The organism is Burkholderia sp. A2, from assembly GCF_001729305.1.
In the GTDB taxonomy this organism is placed as follows: domain Bacteria; phylum Pseudomonadota; class Gammaproteobacteria; order Burkholderiales; family Burkholderiaceae; genus Burkholderia; species Burkholderia sola.
Genome location: NZ_LZXX01000105.1, coordinates 399373 through 426012, shown reverse-complemented (window position 1 = coordinate 426012; position 26640 = coordinate 399373). Strand labels below are relative to the sequence as shown.

The following is a 26640-nucleotide window of genomic DNA, read 5'->3' as shown; positions in this document are numbered from 1 at the left end:
GCTCACGCGATACGCGGCAATCGGACGAACCGTGTGCCGCGGGCGGCTCAATTCCACGCATGGCGCGCCGGGCGTGCGCCGTTCAGATAGTAGTTGCCGACGAGGTGATATTTCCAGCGCACCGGGTCGTGCAGCGTATGCGTGCGCGCGTTGCGCCAATGCCGGTCGAGGTTGTGCTCGGCGAGCGTCGACTGCGTGCCGGCCAGCTCGAACAGCTTCTCGCCCGCGAGCAGCGCGACCTCGGTCGTCAGCACCTTCGCCTCGCCGACCGCAACGGACGCCCGCGCGACATCGTCTTCCGTCACGTCGCCCTTTGCCGCGATCTCGTCGAGCGTGCGCGCCGCGCGTTCCAGCAACGCGTCGGCCGCATGCAGCTGGATGTGCAGCCGGCCGATTTCGCGAATCGTCAGCGGATCGTCCACCGCCCGCTCGACGCCGCTGTCGACCCACGGCCGCGTGCGGGTCCGCACGAATGCGAGCGTATCGTCGATCGCCGCCTTCGCGATGCCCGCGTCGATCGCCGCCTGGATGATCTGCGACAGCGGGCCGTTGAGCGTCGGCACGTCCGACACGCGCTGCGCGGGCAGCACGTGCGACGCGGGGATGCGCACCGCATCGAGCACGACCGTGCCGCTCGCGGTCGTGCGCTGCCCGAATCCCGACCAGTCGTCGATCACGGTCAGCCCCGGCGTCGGTTGCGGTATGTACGCGAGCCAGGCCTGCTGCGCGTCGTCGAGGCCGAGCACCGGCACGTAGTGCGCGAACAGCGCGCCGGTCGAATAGAACTTCGTGCCGTCGACCACATAGTCGTCGCCGTCGCGGCGCACGCGCGTCTTCAGGTCGAGCACGTGCTTCGTGCCCTTCTCCGAGAATCCGTTGCCGAACCGCTTGCCGCTCAGCACTTCGGCGAAGAAATGACGCTTCTGCGCGTCGGTGCCGACGAGCGTGATCACGTCGACCAACCCGAAATGATTCCGCGGAAGCTGCCCGAGCGACGCATCGGCCGCGGCGACGATCTTGATCACCTCGGTGAGCGTCACGTGCGACACGCCCGCGCCGCCGTATGCCTTCGGCACCGTGATCGCCCACAGCCCCGACTGCGAGAACCATTCGATTTCCTCGCGCGGCAGCCGGCGCTCGCGATCGCGCTCGGCGGCCCCTTGCGCAAGGCGTTGCGCCAGTGCATGCGCGACCGCGATCGCTTCCGCATCGTCCGCAATCACGCGGGCCAGCTGGGGTTGCGCATCGGCCGGCCGCTCCTGAATCGTCGCGCTCGTGTCTGACATCGGGTTCTCCTGTCGAATGGCGAAAGCATTCAATCTAGCAGCGCCGCGCGGGCCGGAAAACCGAGCGATTCTCGAAACGATATTCCTTTGGAGAACAAACGACGTCGCAATGGATGCACGCGAATCGGCGCTTCGACGTCGCAATGGACGCGAGAACGTCGATGCGTGCCCGCGCGGCGTCGGTAATACGCAGCGACGATAACGATCCGAGAATCCGTTATTGGAACGCTCGCATCGCGCTTCCTATACTGGGCTCCCGGCGCACACGGCCACGCCCTTCGAGGAAATCCGCATGACTTCGTCGCACGCAGCTTTCGACCTTTCCACCGGTACCGATTACGACGCGCTCGCGAGCCGGTTCCGGCCGATCTTCGAGCGTATCGCCGCCGGCACCGCCGAGCGCGAACGCAACCGCGAATTGCCGCACGAGGCGATCGGCTGGCTGAAGTCCGCAGGCTTCGGCGCGATCCGCCTGCCGGCCAGCGCCGGCGGCGCGGGCGCATCGCTGCCGCAGTTGTTCCGGTTGCTGACCGAGCTCGCCGCAGCCGATTCCAATTTGCCGCAGGCGTTGCGCGGGCATTTCGCGTTCGTCGAGGACTGGCTGAACGTGCCGGCCGGGCCGCAGCGCACGGCCTGGTTCGACCGCTTCGCGAGCGGCCAGCTCGTCGGCAATGCATGGTCGGAGGCCGGCGACGTACCGCTCGGCCAGACCGTCACGAAGGTGTCGGAGCAGAACGGCCGGCTCGTGCTGAACGGCAGGAAGTTCTATAGCACCGGCAGCCTGTTCGCCGACTGGATCGACGTGTTCGCGCAGCGCGCGCATGACGGCAGCGACGTGATCGTCGCCGTCGCGACCGCGCAGCCCGGCGTGATCCGCGACGACGACTGGGACGGCTTCGGCCAGACCACCACCGGCAGCGGCACGACGCGTTTCGAGAATGCGGCGGTCGACGCGGACAACGTGATCGATTTCGCGCGCCGCTTCAAGTACCAGACCGCGTTCTACCAGTTGTTCCACGTCGCGACGCTGGCCGGCATCGGCCACGCGATCGTGCGCGATGCGGGCGAGCTCGTGCGCAGCCGCACGCGCGTGTACAGCCACGGCAACGCGCAGCGTGCCGGCGACGACGCGCAGCTGCAGCAGGTGATCGGCGAGATCGCGTCATGGGCGTACGCGGCCGACGCGCTCGCGCTGCGCGCCGCGCAACCGCTTCAGCAAGCCTATGAAGCGCGCTTCGGCGGCGACGAAGCGGCCGAGCAGACCGCGAACGTCGCGGCCGAAATCGAATCCGCGCAAAGCCAGCTCGTCGTGTCCGAACTCGTGCTGCGCGCGGCGACGCGCCTGTTCGACGCGCTCGGCGCATCCGCGACCCGCAGCACGACCGCGCTCGATCGCCACTGGCGCAACGCGCGCACGGTGTCGTCGCACAACCCGCTCGTGTACAAGGCGCGCATCGTCGGCGACTGGATCATCAACGGCCGCACGCCGCCGTTCGTCTGGCGTGTCGGCAACGGTGCGGGCGCCCATGCGCAGGCCGGCGCGGAAACGGGGGCCGCGCAATGAGCAAGACCATCCGCTTCAACGCATTCGAGATGAACTGCGTGGGCCATCAGTCGCCGGGCCTGTGGGCGCATCCGCGCGACCGCTCTTGGCAGTACAAGGATCTCGATTACTGGACCGACCTCGCGCGCGTGCTGGAGCGCGGGATCTTCGATGCAATCTTCATCGCGGACGTGATCGGCTACTACGACGTGTACAAGGGCAGCAACTATCACGCGCTGCACCAGGCCGCGCAGATCCCGGTCAACGATCCGCTGCAACTGGCCGCGCCGATCGCGATGGCGACCGAGCATCTCGGCATCGGCATCACCGCGTCGACGACGTTCGAACACCCGTACACGTTCGCGCGCCGGCTGTCGACCGCCGATCATCATACGAAGGGGCGGCTCGCGTGGAACATCGTCACGTCGTACCTGGAGAGCGGCGCGAAGAACGTCGGCGATCACGGGCTACGCACGCACGACGACCGCTATGCGGTCGCGGCCGAATACGTCGAGGTGCTGTACAAGCTGTTCGAGGGCAGTTGGGAAGATGGCGCGGTGGTGCGCGATCGCGACGGCCGCGTGTTCACGCATCCCGAGAAAGTGCACGAGATCGGCCATAAGGGCCGCTTCTTCGACGTGCCCGGCTATCACCTGTGCGAGCCGTCGCCGCAGCGCACGCCGGTGCTGTTCCAGGCCGGCGCGTCGGGCCCCGGCAAGGCGTTCGCCGCGCAGCACGCCGAATGCGTGTTCGTCGCCGCGCCGACGCGCGACCAGCTCGCGCGCTACGTCGCCGACGTGCGTGCGCGGGCCGCGGCCGCCGGGCGCGATCCGGCGAAGGTGCTGATCTACAACCTCGTCACGGTGATCGTCGACGAGACCGACGAGAAGGCGCAGGCCAAGTTCGACGAGTATCGGCGCTACGTGTCGTACGACGGCTCGCTGGTGTTCATGTCCGGCTGGACCGGCATCGACTTCGGCCAGTACGCGCCGACCGATCCCGTCAGGCGCGTCGAAACGAATGCGATCGTGTCCGCCGTCGAGCACCTGTCGGGCGGCGACACCGCGTGGACGATCGAGGCGCTGGCGGCGTGGGGCGGCATCGGCGGGATGGGCCCGGTGTTCGTCGGGTCGGCGGCGACCGTCGCGGACATCCTGCAGGAATGGGTAGCCGCGACCGACGTGGACGGCTTCAATCTCGCGTATGCGATCGCGCATGAAACCTTCGAGGACGTCGTGCGCTATCTCGTGCCGGAGTTGCAGCGCCGCGGCGTGTATCCGACCGCGTATGCGCCGGGCACGCTGCGCGAAAAACTGTTCGGCGGGTCGGCCCGGTTGCCGGACGAACATCCGGCCGCGCAGTTTCGCGATATCGAACAGGTCAAGCGCGCGGCCGAGCGGGAAGCGGTCAGCGCGTAACGCGCACTATGTCGAAGCCGGTCTGTCCGCGTACGCGGGACTGGCTTCAGTATTCCGTAGGAACGGCTTCGTGCAGTCTGACGAAGCCGTTCGTGTTTTCGGGGAGCGGCGAGCGCCCCCGGGTCAAGGCTTACGCGGCGCTTTCGTCGTCGACGTCGTGCGCCGTCGGTTCATATCGCACGATCAGCAGAAACACGATCGGCGTGACCGCGCTGACCGCGACGACCCAGAACATGTCGGTGCCGAGGCGGGCCTGCAGGATCGGCAGCACGAACAGCGCGAGCGCCTGGCCGATGCCGCACAGCGACCGCCCGAAGCCGACGCCGGTGCCGCGGATCGCAGCCGGATACGACAGCGTCGGATAGATCATCATCTGCGCACCCGGCCCGAAACCTTCGGCGAACAGCCACGTGCCGAGCATCAGCAGCACGACACCGACCGCGATCGCCCCGTGCGGATGCCCTGCGAGCGCCAGCGCGACGAGCGCGACCGTTTGCAGCGCGAACCCCGTGATCGCGACATGACGCGACGCATACCGATACGCGAGATGCATGCCGAGCAAGCCGCCGGTGAACGCGAACAGCACGTTCAACGCCAGCGATGCCGCGATCGTCTCGAACACGCCCGCGCCGAGGAATTGCGACAGGATCGACGGCAGGAAGAATGCGATCGCCGTGTATTCGAACGGGATGCACAGGTTCATCACGCTGGCGACGATCGTGCGCCCCAGATACGGACGCTGGAACAGCACGCGAATCCGCACGGGCGGCGGGCTCGGCTCGCGTTGCGCGTCCTCCGCCTCGTGCGCGTGAATGCCGTACGACTTGCGCAGGATACGCGCGGCGCTGGCCAGGTCGCCCTGATTCGCGGCCCACAGCGGCGATTCGTTCATGAAGCGGTTGCGGAACAGGATGATGACGAGCGCCGGCACCGCGCCGAAGATCAGCGACGCGCGCCACAGCCAGCCCGCATGCTCGGCCGGCAGCAGAAAATACAGGCCGAAGATCAGCAGGAAGCACACCGACGACGCGACATACCACATCGGGCACCACGCGGCGAGCCGCGACGCCTTGTTGCCGCGGCCGTTGAACTTCGAGAATTCCGCGAGAAACGCCATCGCGACGGGCAGGTCGATGCCGACGCCGAGCCCCATCACGAAGCGGGCGGCGATCAGCACCCAGACGTTCGGCGCGAGCCCGGCCGCGATCGCCGCGACCACGAAGAACAGCATGTCGGCCATGAACACCTGATAGCGGCCGATCCGGTCGGTCAGCCAGCCGCCGATCAGGCTGCCGAAGATCGTACCGATCATGATCGCCGACCCGACCAGCCCGGTCAGCGCGGGCGTCAGACCGAATTCGCGCGCCACGTCGTCGATGCCGTAGGACAGCGTCGTCAGGTCGTACGCGTCGAGAAACACGCCGCCGAGCGCCAGCAGCACGATCATCCGTGCGTGGCTCACCGAACTGTCCACCGTATTGATCAGGCGCGCGACGTCGCTGGCCGAGCGGATGGGAGAAGAAACCGGCGTGACCGGGCTCAGATCGATCGAACTCATCGGATTCCTTAATTTGGTGCCGAACACGCGGCAAGGTCGTCGTGAAGCCGGGAACCGGGCTGATGCCTGCGCGACCATCGCGGCGCCGAGCGAATGCGGCCCGCTGCCGCCGGGTTCCGGCAGCGGAAATTCTGTTCCCTCGATCCGCCAATCCCAAGCGATATAAACCGATAAATTAATCGGCGTGCGTCATAAAGTTGCGCGGGCGGCGCTTAGCAGCGGCACGCATGTGCAATCGCGAATTCCTTCGTTAACGGATTGCCGGCGGTTCGTTACATTAGCCGGTCACCTGCCTGTTCGCGGCGCGTTGCCGCTCTTCCGGAGAATCCCCGATGAAGCCGTTCTGGTCCCGCGTGTGGCAATCCGCGGCCGTCGTCGTTGCCGCGCTGGTCGGCCTCGCGTCGATGCAAGCGCACGCGGCGACGCCCGCCGAAATCCGCGTCGACTATGCGTACTACTCGCCCGAGAGTCTCGTGATCCGCCACTTCGGCTGGCTCGACGACGCCTTCAAGGCCGACGGGACGGCGATTCGCTGGGTGCTGAGCCTCGGCAGCAATCGCGCGCTCGAATACCTGAACAGCGGCGCGGTCGATTTCGGCTCGGCCGCGGGACTCGCGTCGGTGCTCGCACGTGCGAACGGCAATCCGATCCATACCGTCTACGTGTTCTCGCGCCCCGAATGGACGGCGCTCGTGGTGCGCAAGGATTCGCCGATCCGTTCGCTCGCCGACCTTAAAGGCAAGAAGATCGCCGCGACGCGCGGCACCGATCCGTTCCTGTTCACGCTGCGCGCGCTGCATACGGTCGGCCTGACGCGCGACGACGTCGAGATCGTCAACCTGCAGCATCCGGACGGCCGCACCGCGCTCGCGAACGGTCAGGTCGATGCATGGGCCGGGCTCGATCCGCACATGGCGGCTGCCCAGCTCGACGACGGCGCGCGCCTGCTGTACCGCAACGTCACGTTCAATACGTACGGGTTCCTGAACGTGCGCGACGCGTTCGCGAGCCAGTATCCGCAGGCGGTCGAGCGCGTGCTGAAAGTGTATGACCGCGCGCGCCAGTGGATCGTCGCGCATCCGGCCGAGACCGCGCAGATCGTCGCCGACGAATCGAAGGTGTCGCTGCCGGTCGCGAAGCTGCAGCTTCAGCGCAACGACTTCAGCGACCCGGTGCCGGGCGACACGCAGCGCGCGGCGCTGAAGGCTGCCGCGCCGGTGCTGACGGCCGAGCAGTTGACCAAGCCGGGCGTCGATCCCGCGAAGATCGTCGATACGCTGATCGATCCGTCGTTCGCGCGTCCGATCGTCGCCGCATCGCACTGAGCGTGCCGCCGATGACGGACACCACCGCGCGCGGCGACGCGCTCGCATCGCGTCAACCTGCTGCGCCACCCCGCGCGGCGCGACGCGACCCGCTGCGCGCCTGGCGCATCGCGGGGCTCGCGCTGCCGTTCGCCGCGCTCGTGCTGCTGGAGGTCGCGGTGCGGCGCGGCTGGCTGCCCGATCATCTCGTGCCGGCGCCGAGCGAGATTCTCGATACGCTCGCGCGGATGGGCGTCACGCGGGTCGCGCGCCATGTCGGCGCGAGCACGCTGCGCGTCGCGGCCGGGTTCGCGGCCGGCGCCGGGCTCGCGCTCGTCGTCGGCGCGGCGATGGGCCTGAGCCGGCGAATCGACGCGCTGTTCGAACCGACGTTCCAGGCGTTGCGCGCGATTCCGTCGCTTGCGTGGGTGCCGGTGCTGCTGCTGTGGCTCGGCATCGACGAAGCACCGAAGATCACGCTGATCGCGATCGGCGCGTTCTTTCCGGTTCACCTCGCGGTGGTCGCCGGCATTCGCGATGTCGACCGCAAGCTCGTCGAACTCGGCGCGGTGTACCGGCTCGGCCCGCTCGCGCTGTTCCGCCGGATCCTGCTGCCGGCCGCGCTGCCGCAGATCGTCACCGGCCTGCGCACCGGCCTCAGTCTCGCGTGGATGTTCATGGTCGCCGCGGAGCTGATCGCGGCCACGCGCGGCCTCGGCTTCCTGCTGAGCGACGGCCGCGAAACCGGGCGGCCCGATCTCGTGTTCGGCGCGATCCTGCTGCTCGCGCTGCTCGGCAAGCTGACCGACGGCGCGATGCGCCGTATCGAGTCGCGCTGGCTCGGCTGGCGCGATGCGTTCGACGGCACGTCGCGCGAGGGTGGGAAATGAGTGCCTCTCCTTCCGTCCGCCCGGCCGCCGGCAGCGCGACGCCGCTGCTCGACCTGCGGATCGCCCGCAAACTTTACGGTGATCGCACGATCCTCACCGACATCGCATTGCAGGTCGCACGCGGCGAGATCGTCTGCGTGGTCGGCCCGAGCGGTTGCGGCAAGAGCACGCTGCTACGGATTGTCGCCGGCCTCGACGCCGACTTCCGCGGCAGCGTGACGCTCGACGGCAGCGCGCTCGCCGGGCCGTCCGCGCGCGTCGGCGTGATCTTTCAGGAGCCGCGGCTGCTGCCGTGGCTGTCGATCGCCGACAACGTCGGTTTCGCGTCCGGCGCACGCGGCGGGCGCGACCCGAGCGTCGCGCGCTTGCTCGACGAGGTCGGCCTGGCCGGCGTCGCGCGGCAACTGCCGGCGACGCTGTCGGGCGGGATGGCGCAGCGCGCCGCGATCGCACGCGGGCTGTTCGGCGAGCCGGATCTGCTGCTGCTCGACGAACCGTTCAGCGCGGTCGACGCGATCACGCGGATGCGCTTGCAGACGCTGCTGCTCGACGTCGTCCACCGGCACCGGACGGCCGCGATCGTCGTCACGCACGATCTCGACGAGGCGCTGTATCTCGGCGATCGCGTGCTGATGCTCGCGCCGAACCCGGGCCGCATCGACGACGACATCCACGTCGACGTCGCCCGGCCGCGCGATCGGCGCGATCCGGCGCTGGCCGCCCAGCGCGCACGGCTGCTCGATGCGTTCCAGCGCTTTCACGATCGTGCGGCGGGCGACACGGCCGGCATCGCGGTCACGCCGGGCTGACCTCGCCACTTCACTGCGCCGACGCCGACCGCACGAACGCGGCCAGATCGCGATTGAACCGCTCGGCTTCCTCGAGGAACGGCGCGTGCCCGGACGCCGCGTACACCTTGCTGGCGATGCGCGGATTCAGCGCGGCCGCGCGAGCCAGCGTCGCGTGCGTATCGACCAGCGCGTCGCGGCCGCCGTAGATGAAAAGCAGCGGCACGCGCGCATTGCCGAGGCCCTCGGCGGCAAATACCGACATCATCGGGATCGCCTTTTGCATGTCCCACGACGCCATCGCGGCGTTCGCGAGCAAGCGCTCGAACGTGGCGGCCTCCGGCCGACGGTTGAAGCACAGGCCGACAAACGTACGCTCGCCGTCGAGATGCGTTTTCAGGTCCGGCGCATTCATGTCCCGGTACACGTCCGGATGATCGATGATCTGGCCCGGCGCAAGCTCGACCACGCCGTCGACGTACACCGCGCCTGCGATCGCGCGGTCGCCGTACTTCGCGAGGTAGTTCGAGATCACGACGCCGCCGAGCGACCAGCCGACCACGACGGGTTTGCGCGCATGCGCACCGTCGATCACCGCGGCGAGATCGTCGCCCCAGCGGGTTCCGTCGCGGTACGGCTGTGCGCCGGACGGCTTGTCCGACAGCCCGTGGCCACGCAGATCGTACGTGATGATCCGGAACCCGCGCAGGTCGGGGCTGCGGACCTGCGCGTCCCAGTTCAGGCGGCTGCCGAGCAAGCCGTGGATCAGGATGACCGGCACGCCGTCGGGGTCGCCGCTTTCCTGCACGGCCAGCTTCACGCCATCCGTCGACGTCACGGTATAGCTGAGCGGCGCGGCGGCCGCGTGGTACGCCAACGCGAACGGCATCGCCCACCAGGTCACGGCGATCAGCCAGCGGATCAGCACTCGGGTAGTCACGATTTTTCCTCCAGGGTGAAAGAACGCCCAGTCTCAACCCTCACACTGATGTGAGAGTCAAGCGGATCGTGCTAACCTGCCGTCCATGAAAAAATCGCCTGCTCAACCCCTGCTGACCATCGGCAAACTCGCGCAGCTCACCGGCGCGAGCGTGCGCTCGATCCGGCACTACGACGAGCACGGCCTGCTCGCGTCGGTGCGCGCGGCCAACGGCTATCGGCTGTTCGCCGACAACGCGGTGACGCAGGTCAAGCAGATTCAGCGCATGATCGCGACCGGCTTCACGCTCGACGACATTCGCGGCTTTCCGGACTGCATGCTGTTGATCGACGGCGCGCGTGCGTGCGACCAGATCACCGAGGTCCAGCGCGAACGGCTCGACGCGATCGACCGCCAGATCGCCGATCTGGAGAAGCGGCGCGCGCGGCTCGTCAAGATGTTGCGGGATGGCGCGGTGCCGCCGCTCGATTGATCGAGGCGCGGGTTCGCCGGCCCGGATCGGGCCCCTCGCTGCCCTTCCGGCCCCTGCTCCATATCGAAATCGCGCCAGGGTGCGCGGCCGCCGCGCCATCACGAAAAGCACGCCGATTCAATGACGGTCGATTACAAACGCTTTTTATAAGCGCATCCTTGACATGCCGAATCGCGTGGTATTTACTCCCATTGCACTCGACGCAATACGAAATCGCAGCGCGAAAAAACAACAGGACTGAGAGTTGCATTTGCATCGGCATGCAAAAAGAATGCGTGTCGGCGAAATGCAAGACGAAGAAGTAAAACAGGCGTGATCCGAACGGGGGCCACATCCATGTCCGCTACCAGCAAACCGCCGCCTGGCGGTTGATTCCCGCCATTCAGCCATCCGACCACGCAGGTCCGCCGCCGGTTTTTCGATAGAACCGGGGCGGCGCCGTCACGTGCGTCGTCCACCCGCATCGCATCGCGCATGCGTCGGGTTTCAATGCGAGACGGCAAGTTCGCGGAATATCCATTTTCAAAATCCGGTGAATCCCGAATTTCACCGGCCATGCATTACCAATTCGGGATTTTTTTAATCATGCGCGTCGATATTTCACATATTGATGAAGGAATGAAAATGAGTACCACGACGATCGAAAATGCCGGTTACGGGGTCTACAACTCGACCATCGATGTCACCACCCAGGTGGCGGCGGCCTACAAGAACGGCCAGCGCGTATTCACGGCCAGCAATCAATGGGGCGATCCGGCGCCGGGCGAGCGCAAGTACCTGTACATCTTCTGGACCCGCAACAGCGAATCGCAGTCGGGCGTGACCGGCGAGAACGATTCTCACGGCGTGACCCTGCCCTGAACCGTATTCCGCGCGCGGGACGGGTCGCCGCGTCGCGGCAGCTTGCAGTCGCCGTACGGCCCATGCGCGTCATCCGGCGCGCAGCGTGTTTCCCCACCCTACCGATCGACAGGAGTCTTTCATGCCGTCCGTCTACGTGCAGAACATCTCGATTCCCGTGAGCACCGCCACGCCGTCCGACTCGGGCGTCATCACGGCCCAGACCACCTACAGTTTCCCGACCAACGTGATTGCGGCCGGCGCGTCGGTGGCCAGCTACTCGGCCTCGTTCGGCAACACCGACCACCACCTGCGCACGGTAGGCGCGAGCGTGCAGGTACAGACGCAGAACAATTCGCCGACGGTGACCATCACGGGCTCGCTCCAGCTGATCGACAACAGCAGCAACGAGCTCAACCCGAGCAGCTGCTCGTTGACCGCGTCGGTCATTGCCTGGGCGCAATAAGCGACGTTCGTCGCCGCGATGCGCGGCGTCGTTCCATTGTCGGGTTTGCAGTCGTGCCTTTCATGGTCCTCCGCCCGCGGTTCGGGTCGAGGACCATTTTCTCGAGGAGTCGCCATGTCCACCAGCGCCAGCCAGCAAGCCGACATCCCCGCCCTGGGCGTGCTCCAGTTCGACGCCGGCAGCTTCGGTTCCGCCGTGAACCTGTTCCGCGGCAATCTCGCCTTCCCGCTCAAGCTGCTGACGCTGCCCGCGCGTGGCGGGCTGGCGTTCGACCTGACCCTGCTGTACCAGAGCAACGTCGCGGACCAGGTCTCGCAATGGAACCTCACGAACCCGAGCGGCGCGCTCGGCGTCGGCTGGAGCATGCCCCTCGAACGCATCGTCGCGGAAACGCAGGGGACGGGCAGCCCGCTCGACGTCCAGTATTACCTGATGAGCCAGGGCCAGGCGATGCAGCTCGTGCCGATCCCGACGGCGTGGAGCCGCGGCACGCTGCCCGCTGACGCGTTCGACGACGCCGCGAATGCGGCGCTGTTCTCGAGCGACCGCGTGCCGGCGCCGCTCGCGTCCGCGCTGGAACGACACGGCTGGCGCCCGTCCGGCGACGCGCGTATCGCGTCCACCGGCCGCCCCGACGAGTGGCGCGTCGACGATGCGCCGCTGCGCCGCTCGCACCTGTTGCGCCGGCAACCGGACGGCACGATCGCCGTGACCACCGACGGCGAGTCCTATGAAACGGCGCCCTACCAGTTCTGGCAGATCACGCACTACCCGGCCTGGGACAGCTGGGAAGTCGTCCGCCCGGACGGCACGGTCGCCACCTACGGCGGCTCGGATGCGGCCGCCGCCGCGCGCAGCCTGATCCAGTGGGGCATCCGCTGGGGCAACTGGGTCGGCCCGAGCCGCCGCGCGGAAAACCAGCAGCGCTACGCGCTCGCGTGGAATCTCGCGCAGCTGCGCAACACGCTCGGGCACTGGATCGAATTTTCGTACAGCACGATCGAGCAGGCGGTCGGCGACGGCACGTTGACCTACACGCGCGAATGCCAGATCGCGAGCATGGAAAACGATCTCGGCTGGTCGTGCCGGTTCGCGTGGCAGCCGATGACCTACGACACCCGCTCGCTCGATGCGCCGAAGGAATACCTGGCCGCGCACGGCGACCCGACTCGCGTGCCGGGCGACACGCCGAACGCGTGGCAAGACCGTTACGAGACGCGCTATCTCGACCACGTCGACGTGATCGACGGCTCGGGCGCGCAGCAGACCCGCCTCGATTTCGACTGGTACGACCTGACCCTGCTCGCGCCGCGCGACGCCGCCAATCCGCTCGCCACCGGCGCCTGCTACAAACGCTATCTGAAGGGCGTGACCGATACCTTCAGCGGCGGCGCGGCCCGCCCCGGCATCGCATTCGACTACAACTTCGATGCCGGCGGCACGGCGAACCCGGGCGCGATGACGTCGATGACGCTGCCCACCGGCGGCGTGCTGCGCTACACGTACGCCGAGATCGACGTGGGCGCGGACGAGAACGTCGATCCGGGCTCGCGCAACCTCACCGTCGACAATCCGTTCGGCGCCAGCCGGCCGGGCGCGCCGCGCATCTGGTACGGCGGCGACTACGTGGTCGTCGCCTGGTACGAGGCCAGCGAGAACGCGCTGCTGGTGAACGTCTACACGTGGCTGGGCCGCTGGATTCCGGCCTGGACGGACTGGCAGCGTTTCGACGGCGCGCTCGATCTCGACCGGACGGTGGCCACGACCAGCGCCGACAGCTTCATGCTGCTGCTGGCGAACCTCGACGATACGCAATCGACGCTCTATCTCGCGTCGCGCCGGCCGGTCGCGAACGCGGACTGGCATTTCGCGGGCGAGCCCGGCTCGCCCACGCCGTACCGCTACGACAGCACCCGGCTGCGGATCGCCAACGGCGCCGACTTCTTCGTCGTGGTCGACGACGACGATCGCCGCATCGACCGCTACGCGCTGAACTGGCAGACGCGCGGCTGGGACGTCGCGCCCGCGCTCGCGAGCGGCGCGTGCTGCCCGTCCGGCAGCGTCAATACGCAATCGTACGTGGCGGCGGCCACGAACCACTATCTGGTGTTCTGCTATGACGAGGACACGGCGCGGGGCCGCTTCAGCCTGATGGTCCGCGATGCGGCGACGCTGGCGTGGCGGCTCGGCAGCACGCTGGACACCGACGCGATCACGATTCCGGCGGTCGGCGCCACATCGTATTTCCAGCTGTCGATGGGCCAGGGCTTCGCGGCCGCCGCGTGGATCGACCGCTACGCATCGTCGGGCGGCGTGGTGCAAGCCTTCGACTACCGCCTCGCGGTGCCGGCGTGGGACGACGACTACGGCAACCTCGCATTGCGCCCGCTGCCCGACGTATTCGACGGCCCGGGCTTCACGAACCTGTCGCCGGCGTTCATGCAGACGCTCGGCCCGGTGATCACCGGCAACAGCCTGATCGGCTCGGGCCCGAACGTGCTGGTGTTCGACGGCGTGAGCTGGTCCTACCACTTCGCCGGCATCCAGTACCCGCCGGGCAGCGACGCGAACCGCCAGTTCTACTGGTACGCGTGGGATCAGCTCGGCGTGCTGAAGACGGAGAACACGACGTCGGCGCTCTACGCCGCGCTCGACAGTTTCGATCCCGACGCCGACACGCCCTGGGTCACCCAGGTGCTGCAGGACGAGGACCCGGCGCCCGCGGATCGCGAGACGCAGGGCTTCCCGACGCTGGCCGGCGCCTTCCTGTCGCAGAACCGCGACCTCTACGGCCGGTCGGTCTGGCCCGCGTGGAACCCGCTCGCCGGCTTCCGGCTGGGCGAGATCACCGTCGATCGCTTCGACAGCACGACCGTCATCAACCAGGCGCCCGACTTCCTCGCGTTCATGACGCTCGACGCCGACGGCGCGCCGCTCGACACGCAGGTACGCTTCTTCTGCAACGGCGGGCTGCTGCGGGACGCGCAAGGCGAGCCGGTCGTCGAGCGTTTCCCCGGGCAGCAGATGTTCCGCCTGCTCAACAGCACGCTGCATTACGAGACGGCCATTTCGGGCAAGCTGCCGGCGATTCCGTCGGGGTTCGTGACCTTCCCGTCGGGCAACGAGATCGACGCGTCGACCCACATCACGCTGCACCGCTATGCGAATCACTCGTTGCATGCGCCGCTGGCGGCCTTCGTCGTGACCGCGCTCGCGATGGACAGCGGCTACGACTCGATGCTGCGCTGCTACGCGTACGCGGACGTGTCGGCCAACACCGATCCGTCGGGCAGCATCGTGCAATTCTCTAAGGTGTCCGAATACCAGGCGTGCGCGACGCCGCAGGCGCAGCGCTACGGCTGGACCACGAGCCATTTCTACAACGGCCTGCCCGCGCGGACGCTGCAGTTGCCGGACGATTGCCGCATCCGCGCCGGCGTACGCGGTACGGCCGCGCCGGTCGACGACGCGTATTCGCTGGCGGCCGGCCTGCTGCTGTCGACCTCGGTGTACGACCGCGACGGCACGCTGCTGTCGTCCACGACCAGCGAGTGGACCTACACCGACCAGGTCGCGAGCGACGCGAACGGCGCCACGCTGCGCAATCTCTACGACGCCGTGCCGCAGATCGCGACGTCGGTCGAGAGCCTGCAGGGCGTCGCGCGCACCATGACCTATGCGTACAACGCGGCGTCGGGCTATCCGGCTACGGTGCAAACCGCCTATTACGACAGCCAGGGCGAGCTCAACGTCACGCAGCGCACGTCGCTGTTCGGTTTCGAGGTCTACCCGGCGATGTGGAGCGCGCACATCCTCGCGCCGGTGGCCAGTGCATCGACGCGGGTGCAGGCGAACGGCGACTGGCTGTTGCAGGCCGCGAAGGCGCAGACCTTCCGCAGCTGGGATCACGACGACGGCACCACCTATCTCGCGGAAGCCGACAGTTGGGTCGCGGTCGACGAGAATGCGCCGCCGTTCGCCGCATGGAACGGCGGTCAGCCCGGCGCGGGCTGGCTGCTGGAGGAGCGTATCGATACGCGCGACGGCGAGGGCAACGTGCTGCTCTCTCACGACGTCACCGGCCGCCCGATGGCTTCGCTGTTCGACGATGCAGGGCGCTTTCGTATCGCGGGCTTCGTCAATTCGGCGGGCGGCAATGCATACGACAGTTTCGAGGATTACCAGCGGCCGACCTGGAGCCTGCCGGCCGGCGCGGCCGTCTATCGCGACGACGCGGCCAGCGGCACCGCCTGCCTGCAGATCACCGCGTCGGCGACGCTCACCCGCGCCGTGACGCTGACCGACGGTCGCGCGCGGCAGGTGTTCGGCCTGTGGTTCAAGAGCCCGACCGGCGCGACGGCGAGCGACTTCACCGTGACGTTGACGCTCACCGCGCCGGGCGGCGCGCAGTTGAGCCGGCGCCTCGCGCCCACCGCCGGCCAGTGGCAACCGCAGCAATGGACCGTCGATCCGTCGTCGCTCGGCCTCGGCGCGAACGCCACCGTCACGCTCGGCATTCGGGCCGAACTGCCGACGGGCGGCGCGGCGTGGCTGCGGCTCGACGACGTGTTCTTCACGCCGCTCGACTGCCAGTTCCAGTCGATCGCCTACGACGGCGCACGGCTGCGCACGCTCGGCACCACCGCGCCGAACGGCGTGCGCTCGCGCACGCTCTACAACCCGTTCGCCGAGCCGTCCGTGACGGTCGGCCCCTGGGACAATCCGAGCCTGATCAGCATGACGTGGTTCGCTGCGCAGGACACGACGATCGGCCCCGCCGCGCCGTTTCCGCGCGCCACGCCGAACGCGGCGATCAACGTCAACGGCCAGGGGATCGGCGTGTACGACGGCTTCTGCAACGGCGCGCTGGCGTTCTACACGGCCGCGTCGGGCAATGCGGCCGACTGGACCGCGGGCGGCGGGCTGCTCAGCTATCACGGCGAAGCGGCCGGGCCGCTCGGCGCGCGGCTCGAACGCACCGGTTTCGCGGCGACGAGCATCGCCGCGCGCGTGCTGGTCGACCGCGCCAGCCTCGGCGACGCGGTGCTCGGCACCGGTACCTGGTTCGTCGGCTTCAGCCCGGCGCAGGGCTGGCGCCTGTGGCGGCTCGACGGCGCGAACCCCGTGCTGCTGCAATCCGACAGCGTCGCGCCGGCCGCCCGGGAATGGCTGCTGGTGGCCGTGACGGGCCGCGTGCTGTTCTTCGCCGACGGGCGCAAGGTGTTCGAATATGCGGACGCCGCGGTCGCCGCCCCGTTCGGCCTCCAGCTCGGCATGACGCAGCCCGGCAGCTTCTCGGCGCTGGCCGTGGCCGAGGACGTCGGCCTGAGCGTCGAGTATCGGGACGGCCTCGCGCGCAGCCTGCAGACGCTGAAGCTCGAATCGGCCGATAGCGCGGTGCTCGACACCGGCGTGTACGACGATCGCGGCAACACCGCGATCCGGGCGCTCACGAGCCGCGTCACGGTGTCCGGCGCCCAGGCGTTGTTCGTCTACCAGGACGGGCTGGTGACCAACGGCGGCGCCGACGGCAGCCTCTGGCAAGGCGCGCCGCTCGAGGGCGCGCTCGCCGCCTGGCATCCCGACGCCGGCGGCTATCCGTTCGCGCGCACCGTCTACGAAAACGCGCCGCTCGGCCGGCCGGTGGCGTTTGGTCAGCCCGGCTACGACTATGCGATCCGGCCCGGCAGCACGCATTACGCGACGCGCGGCTACGGCGTCAACGCCGACGCGGGACGCTTCGCCTATCCGTTGCCGATCGGCGAGTATCACCTGACGACGGACGTCGATCCCAACGGCGCGGTCACGCAAAGCTGGTCGGACACGGCCGAGCACCTGATCGGCCGCGTCGTGCAGAACGCGCTCACCGACGACAGCCTCGACTGGCGCATGAGCCAGATTTACGACGCGCAGGGCCGCACCGTCGCGTCGGTGCCGCCCGCGTCGTACGCGGCAGGCGGCGCCGGCACGAAAGCCGTGCCGGCCGGCAGCAGCACCGCCGACTACGACTTCGCCGGGCATCGGCTCAGCTCGACCGATCCCGACAGCGGCACGACGCAGATCGTCTACAGCAGCGCCGGGCTGATGCGCTTCCTCGCCGACGGCAACGCATTGAACGGCGGCTACATCGCCTATCGGAAATACGACACGCTGAGCCGCGTGATCGAGGAAGGCACCTGTGCCGTCGCGTGGGACCGCGCGCAGCTTCAGCAGCATGCCGACGACCCCGACTGGCCGCCGTCGTCGCCCACCTGGAGCGTGCGCCGCCATTACGACGGCGACGGGTCGGATGCGACCCAGGACGACCATCTCGTCGGCCGGCTCTGGAAGGTGGAGGTCAACCAGGGCGACGCCGCGCAGGCCGGCTTGACCGAGACGGTCGCGTACGACCGGGCCGGGCGCGTGCTCGCGCGGCGCCGGCAATTCGCCGGGATGCCGGCGGGCGACTGCGTCATCGCGAATACGTGGTCGGCCGGCGGCAACCTGCTGTCGAGCACGGATTCGACCACGGGGCTCGTCAGCCTGCGCCGTTACGACGCGCTCGGCCGCGTGCTCGAGGTCGCGGCCGATACCGGCGGCACGACGACGGTGCTGATCGCGCACGAGTACGCGCCCAACGGCAAACCGACGCTCACCCGCCTGCTGCCCGACGGCAAAGGCGCGTCGATGCTGTCCCGACGCTTCGCGTACACGCCGCCCGGCTGGCCCACCGTCAGCGATGCCGGGGGCGTGCTCAGGGAAGCGCTCGCCTACGACACCGGCGCTTGTGAGGGCGGCGGCTATTACAACGGCGAAATCGCACGACAGACCGTCACGTCGGACGTGCCCGGCGGGTCGGTCGGGCCGGCCTGCACCACGATGGATTCGCTCGGCCAGCTGACCGCGTTCGGTTCCGGCGCCGACGCGCAACGCTGGGAGATCGACCTGAACGGCAACTTCGAGCGGCACACGCGCGGCGCGGATTCGGCCGGCTACACGTATGCAGCCGGCACGAACCGCCTGACCGGCTATACGGCCGCGCAGGACACCACCACGTTCGCGTACGACCATGCGGGCGGCATCGTCGGCGCGAGCGACGGCACGGGTGCGACGCGCTGGCAGATCGGCTATGACGCCGGCACCGGGCGGCCCGTCAGCTACGCCGGCCCCGGTGCGTCGCTGTCGATCCTGCGCGACGCGGACGGCAATCGCGCGGCGCTTACCCGTACGAGCGGCGGCGCGACCACGCAGCGGTTCCAGACGTCGATGCCCGACGGCGAACTCGTGATCGACGCGGCAAACGGCGCGAGCACGCCGACCCGCTTCATCGCCGCGCTCGACGTCCAGGTGGCGTGGCACGACGGACGCTTCTACTTCGCGCTGCTCGACCATCTCGGCAGCGTGCGCGTGCTGCTCGACGCGAGCGGCGAGACCGTCGGTGCGTGGCAGTACGACGTGTATGGCCAGCCCACCGTGCTGGTGGCCGCGCCGTTCGCGTGGCCGCGACTGTTCACCGGCCACAACTACGACGCGGATTCCGGTTTCTACGACTGCAACGCGCGCTTCTACCACCCGGGCTACGGCCGTTACCTCAGCGTCGATCCGATGCTGGAAACGCCGTCGCCGTACGTCTATGTCGGCAACAACCCGCTCGTCTTCACCGATCCGAGCGGCATGAACGTGTGGGGCATCATCGTCGGCGCGCTGGTCACGCTGGCGGTGGGCGTGGCCGGCGTGCTGCTGCTCGGCACCGGCATCGGCGCGGCGATCCTGGTGGGCGTCGTGGCCGGCGCGGTCGGGTCGATGGCCGGCGACCTCATGAGCATGGCCACCGGCGACCAGATCAGCTGGAAACAGTTCGGCATCGATGCGCTGGCCGGTGCGGCGGCCGGCGCGGCCGGCGCGCTCGCGGGCGGCGGCGCCGGCGCACTGACCGCGCGCGCGGCGCTCGGCTTGAGCGCGAGCAAGGTGGCCACCACGCTGTCGGTGTCGCTCGTCTCCGGCATCGCGGGCGGCGTGGCGGGCGGTGCGGCCGGGGCCGGCGTGACGGCAGGCATGACCGGGCAGCCGTTCTTCAGCCGGGCGACCGCGCTGAACATCGCGATCGGCGCGGTGGCCGGCGGCGGCGCCGGGCTGATGGCGGCGGGCGCGCACCTCACCTTCTTCACCGGCAAGGCGTCGCTCGGCGTGAACCCGACGCCCCTGGAGAACGCCGGCGAAATCCCGAACTATCCGCCGCCGAACACGCCCGGCTTGCCGAGCGAACCCGGCCAGAACGGTCTGGTCGGGAAGGTGCGGATCCTGATGCCGAACGATCCGGTCACGACCAGCGTGAAAGCCACGTGGGATGCGTTCACCACCGATCTGCAGCGGCAGCAGTTCGCGGAGAATCTCACGCGGGTCGGCAACCTCGACGTCGACGTCGTCGCGACGCACGGCATTTCGCGCAGCGCGATGGTCGAGTGGACGGGCGCGAACGGCGTGCCGATCAACCGGCCGACCTCCGCGTCCACGCTGGCGCGGTTCCTGCGCGCACAGGGCTATGGCGCGGCCGATACGAACTTTCCCGCCGCGTCGGGCAGGCCGATCAAGCTCGTCACCTGCTTCGCCGGGATGGCCGGCCGCTTCAGTTTCGCGCAGGCGCTGGCCAACGAGTTGCAGGTCGACGTGTACGCGCACTGGTGGGTGGTCTATCCGACCAACAATGCGACGCCATGGATCCGCTTTCAGCCGCGCTGACGGCGCGACGCATCGCGACAGGCGACGGCGGCCGCATGGCGGCCGTCGCGCATCGGGGCACAACACGCGGCTTCACCTTCTGCCCGTGGGATGGATTTCCCCGATCCGCTCGTTCCGACGTCAATCGTCGAAGGTGCCCTGATATTCCGGCGCGGCATCCGCGCGCGTGTTCAGTTCGAACATCACGCCGCCCGGCGCACGGCAAAAGAAGCGCGAGCCGCGCCCGTTGTTGAAGACGTCCGTCTCCATCGCGACGCCCTCTTCCTTGAAACGCGCGAACAGCGCATGCACAGCATCGAGGCTCGGCAGTTCGAAGCCGACGTGGAAGTTGGCCGGCCACGCGGGCGCGCCGTCGCCGACGTGATCGATCACGACGTCGAAGCCCGGGCGTTTGAGTATCCACGATTTGTCCCAGCTTCCCGCGATCGTGAAGCCGAGGTATCGCTCGAAGAATCGGGCCGTCGCCAGCGTGTCGGCAGAAGGAAAGCTCAGGTGGTTGAGCTTCATCGTGTGTGTCGTGTCGGTCATTGTCGGACTCTCTGATACGGTGATGGGCGAGGCGCCATGCCATGCCGCCCGAGGACTTCAGAATACGGGCGCGGGCTCGCATTCCACAACTCGCATTGGACGTTCCGCCGGCGGCGCGTGAAACCCTTGCCGCGCCGTCGGTTGCGGGAGGGCGACGATCGCGGCGGATGGGGTGACTCGCATTCGCGACGGCATCGTCGATACCCAATGCCCGATCGACTGGCGACCTCAACGACGAAGGCCCGGGATTCGCAAACGAACCCCGGGCCTTCGATCGACAGCGGGCGCCGGGCTGTGCATCCATTGCCCGGCACCGCGCATCGCTCAACGCGACGCGGCCTGCATCAGAACTGATAACCCGCGCCGACCACCGCGCCGAAGTCCGACCGCGTGTTGCCCGTCACCGATGCCTTGACGACCCAGCGATTGCTCTCCGTCACGTACGAGTAGCCGGCCGCGAAGCCCTGCTGGCCGTGATAGTTCGACGTCGCCGCCGACACCATCGAGCGCCCCGCGCCGGTCGGCTGCGGCAAGCCGGCCACCGCCATCGCCGACGCGACGCCGCCGTACATGTCCTTCTTCAGGTCGTTGAACGCGTTGTACACCTGCCCGATGCGCTGGTCGGTATAGCCCTTCGCCTGCGTCGACGCCGTCGCGAGGTTGTCGTTCAGCTGCTGCACGTTCACCGCGTCGGTCGGCGCCGTGCCGGCCGCGACGTTCGTGACCTGACGCTCGCTGCCCTTCGCGCCGACCGAGAACGAATTGTCGCGATCGGCGACGGAGCCCGCGCCGACCGCCACCGCGTTCTTGCCGGTCGCGGTCGCCGTCGACCCGATCGCACCCGCATCGGCGCGCGCGATCCACGTGGTGTTCGCGTCGGTCGCGGTCGCGCGGATCCTGTCGTTGGCCGCGACGTTCTGCAGCGCGGCGTTGAACTGGCCCATGTTGACCGCGTCGTTGGCGTTCACGCCCGCCGCGACCCCGGTCAGCACGCGGTCGCCCGCCGTACCGGAGAAGTTCACGCTCGTGCCGCCCGAGTCCTTGCCGACCGTGATCGCGCCGTTCGGGTCCTGCTGTTGCACGAGGCCGGCCTTGCCGTTCGCGATGTTGGTCACGCTGCCTTGCAGGTTCGAGATGTCGGTGGTGTTCTTCGACACCTGCTGGTTGGTCGCGTAGAGCTGCGAGCCGTTCACCGCGTCGGTGCTGGTCGCGCCGAGCGTGCCGGCCTGCACGTTGGTGATGCGCGTGCCGCCCGCGCCGCCGAGCGTGATCGTGCTCTTCGAGCTGTCGTCGTACTGCACCGCGAGCGCGCCAAGCTGGTTCAGGTTCGACTGCACGTCCTTCAACTGCTTCACGTTCACCGCGTCGGTATCGCTGGTGCCCGCCGCAACGTTCTTCAGCACGACCGCCGACGTGGCGTCTCCGCCGACGAGCGATACCGAATTCAGCCGGTTGCCGCTCGGGTCGACGTCGTACTTGACGACGTTCTTCACCGCTTCGCCGGCCTGGTTCGACACGTTCGTGATCTGCTGTTCGAGCGCGGTCTTCACGCCCGACAACTGGCCGCCGTTGACCGCATCCTTGCTGCCCGCGGCCAGGTTGCCGTCGGCCACGTTCGTCAGCTTCGTCGGCGCACCGCCGCGCGCGGCATTGAACGCGCCGAGCGCCGGATCGAATTGCAGCGCATCCTGCTGCAGCCCGGCAATCGCCGCCGTGTTGCCCGCGATATTCGTTTCGGCATTGCCGAGGCGCGTTTCGTGATTCGCGAGCGTCGTCGTGTTGCTGCCGACACGGCCGTCGAGGTTCGTCAGCGCGTCGCCGACGTTGTTGAACGCGCTGCCGCCGATCTTGTAGTTCGGTGCGCCGATCGAGCCGTCGGGGTTCGCCGTCGCACCGCCGCCGAGCGCGGCCGCCGCGCCGTCGGTCGCGCGACGCAGTTGCGCGCCGTTCACCGCGTCGGTGCTGCCGGCCGCCACGTTGCCTTCCGCGACGTTGGTCACGCGCACCGGGCTGCCGCCGTTGCCCGCGCCGAGCGATACCTGCTGCTTGCTCGCATCGTCGTATTTGACGGCGAGCGCGTCGAGCTGGCTCGTCCCGTCGTGAATCGCCGCGGTCAACTGATCGACGTTGACCGCGTCCGTGCCGCTTTTGCCGGCCGCGACGTTGCTGATCAACTGCGGGCCGTGGCCGCCGTGGCTCGCATCGTACGCGCCGAGGCCCGGGTTCCACTGCAGCGCGTCCTGCTGAAGCGCCGCGATGTTGCCGGTGTTCGTCGTCACCTGGTTGCCGACGGCCGTGATCGACTGGTTGAGCGTGTCGGTCACCTTGCCGAGCTGGCCCACGTTCACCGCATCGCCTGCCGCCACGCCATCCGCGACGTTGTGCAGGCCGACCGGCGCCGTGGCGCCGGTGCCGCCGAGCGTGACGCCGCCGTGCGCATCGTCGTCGTACTGCACCGCGTTCTTCGTCGCGTTGCCGATCTGGCTGGTGATCGACGTGCTCAGGTTGCCGAGCGCCGTGCCGAGGTTGTTCGTCACGCTCGTGCTCAGCGATGCAAGGCCGCCCGTCAACTGGCCGACGTTCACGGCGTCGTGCAGATCCTTGCCGTCCGCGACGTTGTGCAGCGTCGTGCCGTTGGGGCCGGCGAACGTCACCGAATCGAAGCCGCTCGCGCCGTCGTACTTGACGTTGCGCGTATCGGCCGCCTGCAGGCCGGCGATGTTCGATGCCGCCGTGCTCAACGATCCGTTGATGCCGGTCACGCTGTTCTGCAGGTTCGTGATGTTCGACGCCGCCGTCGACAGGGACGTCTGCAACGGCGCGACGCTGCCCTTCAACTGGCCGACGTTGACCGCGTCGGTATCGGCGACGCCGGCAGCCACGCCGCCGATCGTCGTGCCGGTCGCGCCGTCGAGCGCGATCGTCGCATGCGAGTCGTCGGTGTATTTGACGACGTTCTGCGTCGCCGTGACGATGCTCGTGCTCAAGCTGTTGCCGACGCTGGTCACGCGCTGGTCGACGTTCGAGATCGTGGTCGACAGCGAATTGCCGACCGACGTCACGCGCGCGTCGACATTGCCGATGCCCGTGCTCAGCGTACTGTTCACGTTCTTCAGCTGCTGGACGTTGACCGCGTCGGTATCGGCCGCGCCCGCCGCGACGTTCTTGAGCTGGCGTTCGCTGCCGGGCGCGCCGAACGATACCGCGCCGCCGACCGGCGCGGCCGTGCCGCCGAACACCGGCGTACCGCCGTTGTTCGCGCCGACGCTGCCCGAGCCGATCGCCACCTGGTTGTTGTCGTTCGTCTGCGCGCCGGCGCCGATCGCCACCGACTGGGTGCCGCCAGCACGCGTCTGCGTGGCCGCGTCGTACGATGCGCCGGCCGACACGCCGTCGCTCGACGTCGGGTTCGCGCCGCCGATCGCGACCGAGCGGTCGCCGCTCGCGAGCGCCGAGTGGCCGAGCGCGATCGAACTCGTGCCGTGCGCGTCCGCGACGTTGCCGAGCGCCATCGAGAAATCGCCGACCGCCGCCGACTGGCGGCCGATCGCCAGCGCCGTGTTGCCCTGCGCGACCGCCACCGTGCCGATCGCGGTAGCCGAATTCGCCAGCGCCTGCGAGCCGACCCCGATCGCAATCGCGCCGCCGCTGCCGCTGCCGCCCTTGCTGCTCGCATTCGACTGGTCGCCGATCGCGATGCCGCTGGCGCCGGCCTTCGCATTGGTTCCTTGCGTCACGTTGGTGGTACTGACCGCCACGTAGCTGCCGTTCCTGGTCGCCACGCATAGCGGGTTGGTGCCGTCGATGCACTGGCCGCTCAGCGCATTGTCCGGGTTGCCGCGGTCGACGAAGTTGTCCGCGTGAGCGGCGCCGGCGATCAACACACCCGCGCCGGTGAACATCGCGGCGGCGAGCGCCGAAATCTGCTTCCTCTTCATGGTCTTCTGCTCCGTTGTGTAGCGTCTGGTTTGAATACGGACTACTTACTTTTATTGACAGCTTCGACTTCGATTACGACTTCGTTTCGGAAGCGGATTCCGCGACCGGGCCGGCCATATCGACACGACGCGCATCGAGCACCCGTTTCGGCAGGGCGTTCGAAAGCCGCGGGCATGTCGTCGGCCTGACGTCCCGTCCCGTCAATTCTGCAATTACATTAGGAATGCGTATTGATTCTTATGGACGAGTTTTCCCCCGACTGAATCCGGAGATTCAACCCGTCGTCATGACCATTCCCGATTCGCCGTCGCGTTGACCGCGACCCACCACGCTTCTTTTATTTCATCCCCGGCAACCGGGGTTTCATTTCGGTGCAGCGAGCACGTGCCTGGACAGCCATCAATTGATGCGCCGGCCCCGGGTCGGGCAACGTCCGTCACCGCTTGCGGCGCTTTCGCTGCCCTGCTCCACCCGTCATTCAAAGTTCGGACGAATTATGAGACACGAGCCTGAATTATTAAAGCCGGCATTCTTTATAGATTGTAAAATTCCAAATATTCAATGGCTTACGAAAAATACAGCCATTACGCAAACGATTTCGCGCCAACGCCGTTATTCAAAATCTTTTACCGAGCGGATAAATACTTTGCCAAAGCGGATTGCAATAATATTTTTTCTTCAAAAAACAATCAGGGAGCCGCCCGGCCGCGCGAATACTCACTGGATATACGTGTAAACCATGAGTATTGACGCACATCGCCGCCTTACGTTCCTGTTGCAAACCGCCATTTTCGATAATCGCGAAGATTGAATGATGCGAATAGAGCCGTCATGTCTGGCCGGATTCGAAATATGCTCCTACAATTCCGCTCGCATCGATTCCGGCAGTCGCGATCGTTCACCACGCGATCACGGCAATCCGTCGCGTGTCGACCGGCTCCGTCATTAAAACGACGCACGCCGTGCGATGCGTCGAACGGTTGCATGCCACGCGACGCCGGGCTGCCCGGCATCGATGCGAGCGTGCGATGCCATGGATGCGTCGCCACAGAGCGGCTTCCGACGTTTCCACCGCACCGGGCAGGCCACCCGCGGAAACGCAGCCAACCGCCTTTTCATCACAGGTGCACGATGTCTTCACCGATCTCCGCGTTGAGCGACGCGCATATCCTGATCGTCGACGATCAACCCGACCAGCTCCGTTTGCTGATCGAGATCCTGCGCAGCACGGGATGCCGGATCAGCATCGCATTCGACGGCACGCAAGCGTGTCAGCGCGCGCAGGCGCTGATGCCCGACCTGATCCTGATGGACGTGCGCATGCCGCACATGGACGGCTTCACCGCATGCCGCCTGCTGGCCGCCGATCCGTTGACGAGCGCGATCCCGGTCATCTTCCTCACCGTGGCCGACGCGTTGCACGAACGGCTCGAGGGGCTCGAGATCGGTGGCGTCGACTATGTGGCGAAGCCGTTCGAGCCGGCGGAGGTGATCGCGCGGATTCGCGTGCAGTTGTCGCGGACGAAGCGCGAACGGCCGGCCGTGACGGAGCAGGCGGAACGCCCGCCCGCGGGCGGCAAGGAGGACGACATCATCGTGCGCGCGGCCATCCGCCACCTGTCGCGCACACTGAACGATCCGCCGACGGTGGAGGAACTGGCGCGCGCGGTCGGCACGCACGAAAAGCGCTTGTCGCGCGCGTTTCGCGACAATCTCGGCCAGACCGTGTTCGAGTATCTGCGCTACGAGCGGCTGCGGATCGCGCAGGATCTGCTGGATTCCACGTCGCTCAGCATCGCCAGCATCGCGAAGGAAATCGGCTTTTCCACGCCGGCCAATTTCGCGACCGCCTTTCGCGAACGGTTCGGCATCACGCCGACCGAATGGCGGCGCCAGGCCCATGCCGGCGCGCGCACCGCGGCCCGGGAACCGCAACGCCGCGCGTAGGCC

Annotated in this window: 16 protein-coding genes; 10 read left to right on the top strand and 6 right to left on the bottom strand. The window is 67.9% G+C overall.

All coding sequences use genetic code 11. The features are described 5' to 3' along the window. Positions 1 to 47 precede the first annotated feature (47 nt). Entirely contained in the window at positions 48 to 1286 is a 1239-nt protein-coding gene (locus tag A9Z05_RS22345) for an SfnB family sulfur acquisition oxidoreductase (RefSeq protein WP_069619984.1), read from the bottom strand. A gap of 292 nt (positions 1287 to 1578) precedes the next feature. Between A9Z05_RS22345 and A9Z05_RS22340 the strand changes: the two genes are divergently transcribed. Continuing rightward, positions 1579 to 2850 (top strand): acyl-CoA dehydrogenase family protein, encoded by a 1272-nt coding sequence (locus A9Z05_RS22340; protein WP_069619983.1) that lies wholly within the window; start codon positions 1579 to 1581, stop codon positions 2848 to 2850. Continuing rightward, positions 2847 to 4247, top strand: a complete 1401-nt coding sequence (locus tag A9Z05_RS22335) for an LLM class flavin-dependent oxidoreductase (RefSeq protein ID WP_069619982.1) — start codon at positions 2847 to 2849, stop codon at positions 4245 to 4247. Before A9Z05_RS22340 ends, A9Z05_RS22335 begins: the two co-directional genes overlap by 4 nt. Before the next feature lie 130 nt (positions 4248 to 4377). On the opposite strand, the gene A9Z05_RS22330 is transcribed toward A9Z05_RS22335, so the two are convergent. Beyond that, on the bottom strand, positions 4378 to 5805 hold the full coding sequence (locus tag A9Z05_RS22330; RefSeq protein ID WP_069619981.1) for an MFS transporter: 1428 nt from the start codon (positions 5803 to 5805) through the stop codon (positions 4378 to 4380). A gap of 332 nt (positions 5806 to 6137) precedes the next feature. Here A9Z05_RS22330 and A9Z05_RS22325 point away from each other — a divergent pair, with 332 nt between their 5' ends. From A9Z05_RS22325 to A9Z05_RS22315, 3 genes are read left to right on the top strand one after another with little or no spacing between them, the layout of a single operon-like run. After that, positions 6138 to 7130, top strand: a complete 993-nt coding sequence (locus tag A9Z05_RS22325; protein WP_069619980.1) for an aliphatic sulfonate ABC transporter substrate-binding protein — start codon at positions 6138 to 6140, stop codon at positions 7128 to 7130. 11 nt (positions 7131 to 7141) lie between these two features. After that, positions 7142 to 7999 carry an ABC transporter permease gene (locus tag A9Z05_RS22320; protein WP_069620119.1) on the top strand — a complete coding sequence of 286 codons (858 nt, stop codon included), beginning with the start codon at positions 7142 to 7144 and terminating at the stop codon, positions 7997 to 7999. Continuing rightward, positions 7996 to 8808: an ABC transporter ATP-binding protein gene (locus tag A9Z05_RS22315; RefSeq protein WP_069619979.1), complete on the top strand. Its 813-nt coding sequence runs from the start codon at positions 7996 to 7998 to the stop codon at positions 8806 to 8808. Before A9Z05_RS22320 ends, A9Z05_RS22315 begins: the two co-directional genes overlap by 4 nt. A 10-nt stretch (positions 8809 to 8818) precedes the next feature. Here the strand turns inward: A9Z05_RS22315 and A9Z05_RS22310 are convergent, their stop codons facing one another. Beyond that, a complete protein-coding gene (locus tag A9Z05_RS22310; RefSeq protein WP_084044386.1) occupies positions 8819 to 9727 on the bottom strand; it encodes an alpha/beta fold hydrolase in 909 nt (302 codons plus the stop codon). An 85-nt stretch (positions 9728 to 9812) separates the two neighbouring features. On the opposite strand from A9Z05_RS22310, the gene A9Z05_RS22305 reads away from it, so the two are divergent. After that, the gene (locus tag A9Z05_RS22305) at positions 9813 to 10199 is read left to right on the top strand and encodes a MerR family transcriptional regulator (protein WP_069619978.1); all 387 of its coding nucleotides are present in this window, start codon (positions 9813 to 9815) and stop codon (positions 10197 to 10199) included. Between the two features lie 182 nt (positions 10200 to 10381). Here the strand turns inward: A9Z05_RS22305 and A9Z05_RS36380 are convergent, their stop codons facing one another. Then, positions 10382 to 10756: a hypothetical protein gene (locus tag A9Z05_RS36380; RefSeq protein ID WP_124502920.1), complete on the bottom strand. Its 375-nt coding sequence runs from the start codon at positions 10754 to 10756 to the stop codon at positions 10382 to 10384. Here A9Z05_RS36380 and A9Z05_RS22300 point away from each other — a divergent pair. From A9Z05_RS22300 to A9Z05_RS22290, 3 genes are all read left to right on the top strand, one after another. After that, complete coding sequence (locus A9Z05_RS22300) at positions 10755 to 11060, top strand: DUF3395 domain-containing protein (protein ID WP_141723462.1); 306 nt, start codon at positions 10755 to 10757, stop codon at positions 11058 to 11060. The genes A9Z05_RS36380 and A9Z05_RS22300 overlap by 2 nt on opposite strands. 121 nt (positions 11061 to 11181) lie before the next feature. After that, positions 11182 to 11505 (top strand): hypothetical protein, encoded by a 324-nt coding sequence (locus tag A9Z05_RS22295; RefSeq protein ID WP_069619977.1) that lies wholly within the window; start codon positions 11182 to 11184, stop codon positions 11503 to 11505. Positions 11506 to 11619: 114 nt separating this feature from the next. After that, positions 11620 to 20223: an RHS repeat domain-containing protein gene (locus A9Z05_RS22290; protein WP_069619976.1), complete on the top strand. Its 8604-nt coding sequence runs from the start codon at positions 11620 to 11622 to the stop codon at positions 20221 to 20223. Between the two features lie 120 nt (positions 20224 to 20343). Here the strand turns inward: A9Z05_RS22290 and A9Z05_RS22285 are convergent, their stop codons facing one another. Further along, complete coding sequence (locus A9Z05_RS22285) at positions 20344 to 20751, bottom strand: VOC family protein (protein ID WP_176730238.1); 408 nt, start codon at positions 20749 to 20751, stop codon at positions 20344 to 20346. Between the two features lie 344 nt (positions 20752 to 21095). After that, complete coding sequence (locus A9Z05_RS22280) at positions 21096 to 24689, bottom strand: YadA-like family protein (protein ID WP_069619975.1); 3594 nt, start codon at positions 24687 to 24689, stop codon at positions 21096 to 21098. Between the two features lie 1132 nt (positions 24690 to 25821). Here A9Z05_RS22280 and A9Z05_RS22275 point away from each other — a divergent pair. Further along, a complete protein-coding gene (locus A9Z05_RS22275) occupies positions 25822 to 26637 on the top strand; it encodes a response regulator (RefSeq protein ID WP_069619974.1) in 816 nt (271 codons plus the stop codon). The last annotated feature ends 3 nt before the right edge of the window (positions 26638 to 26640 follow it).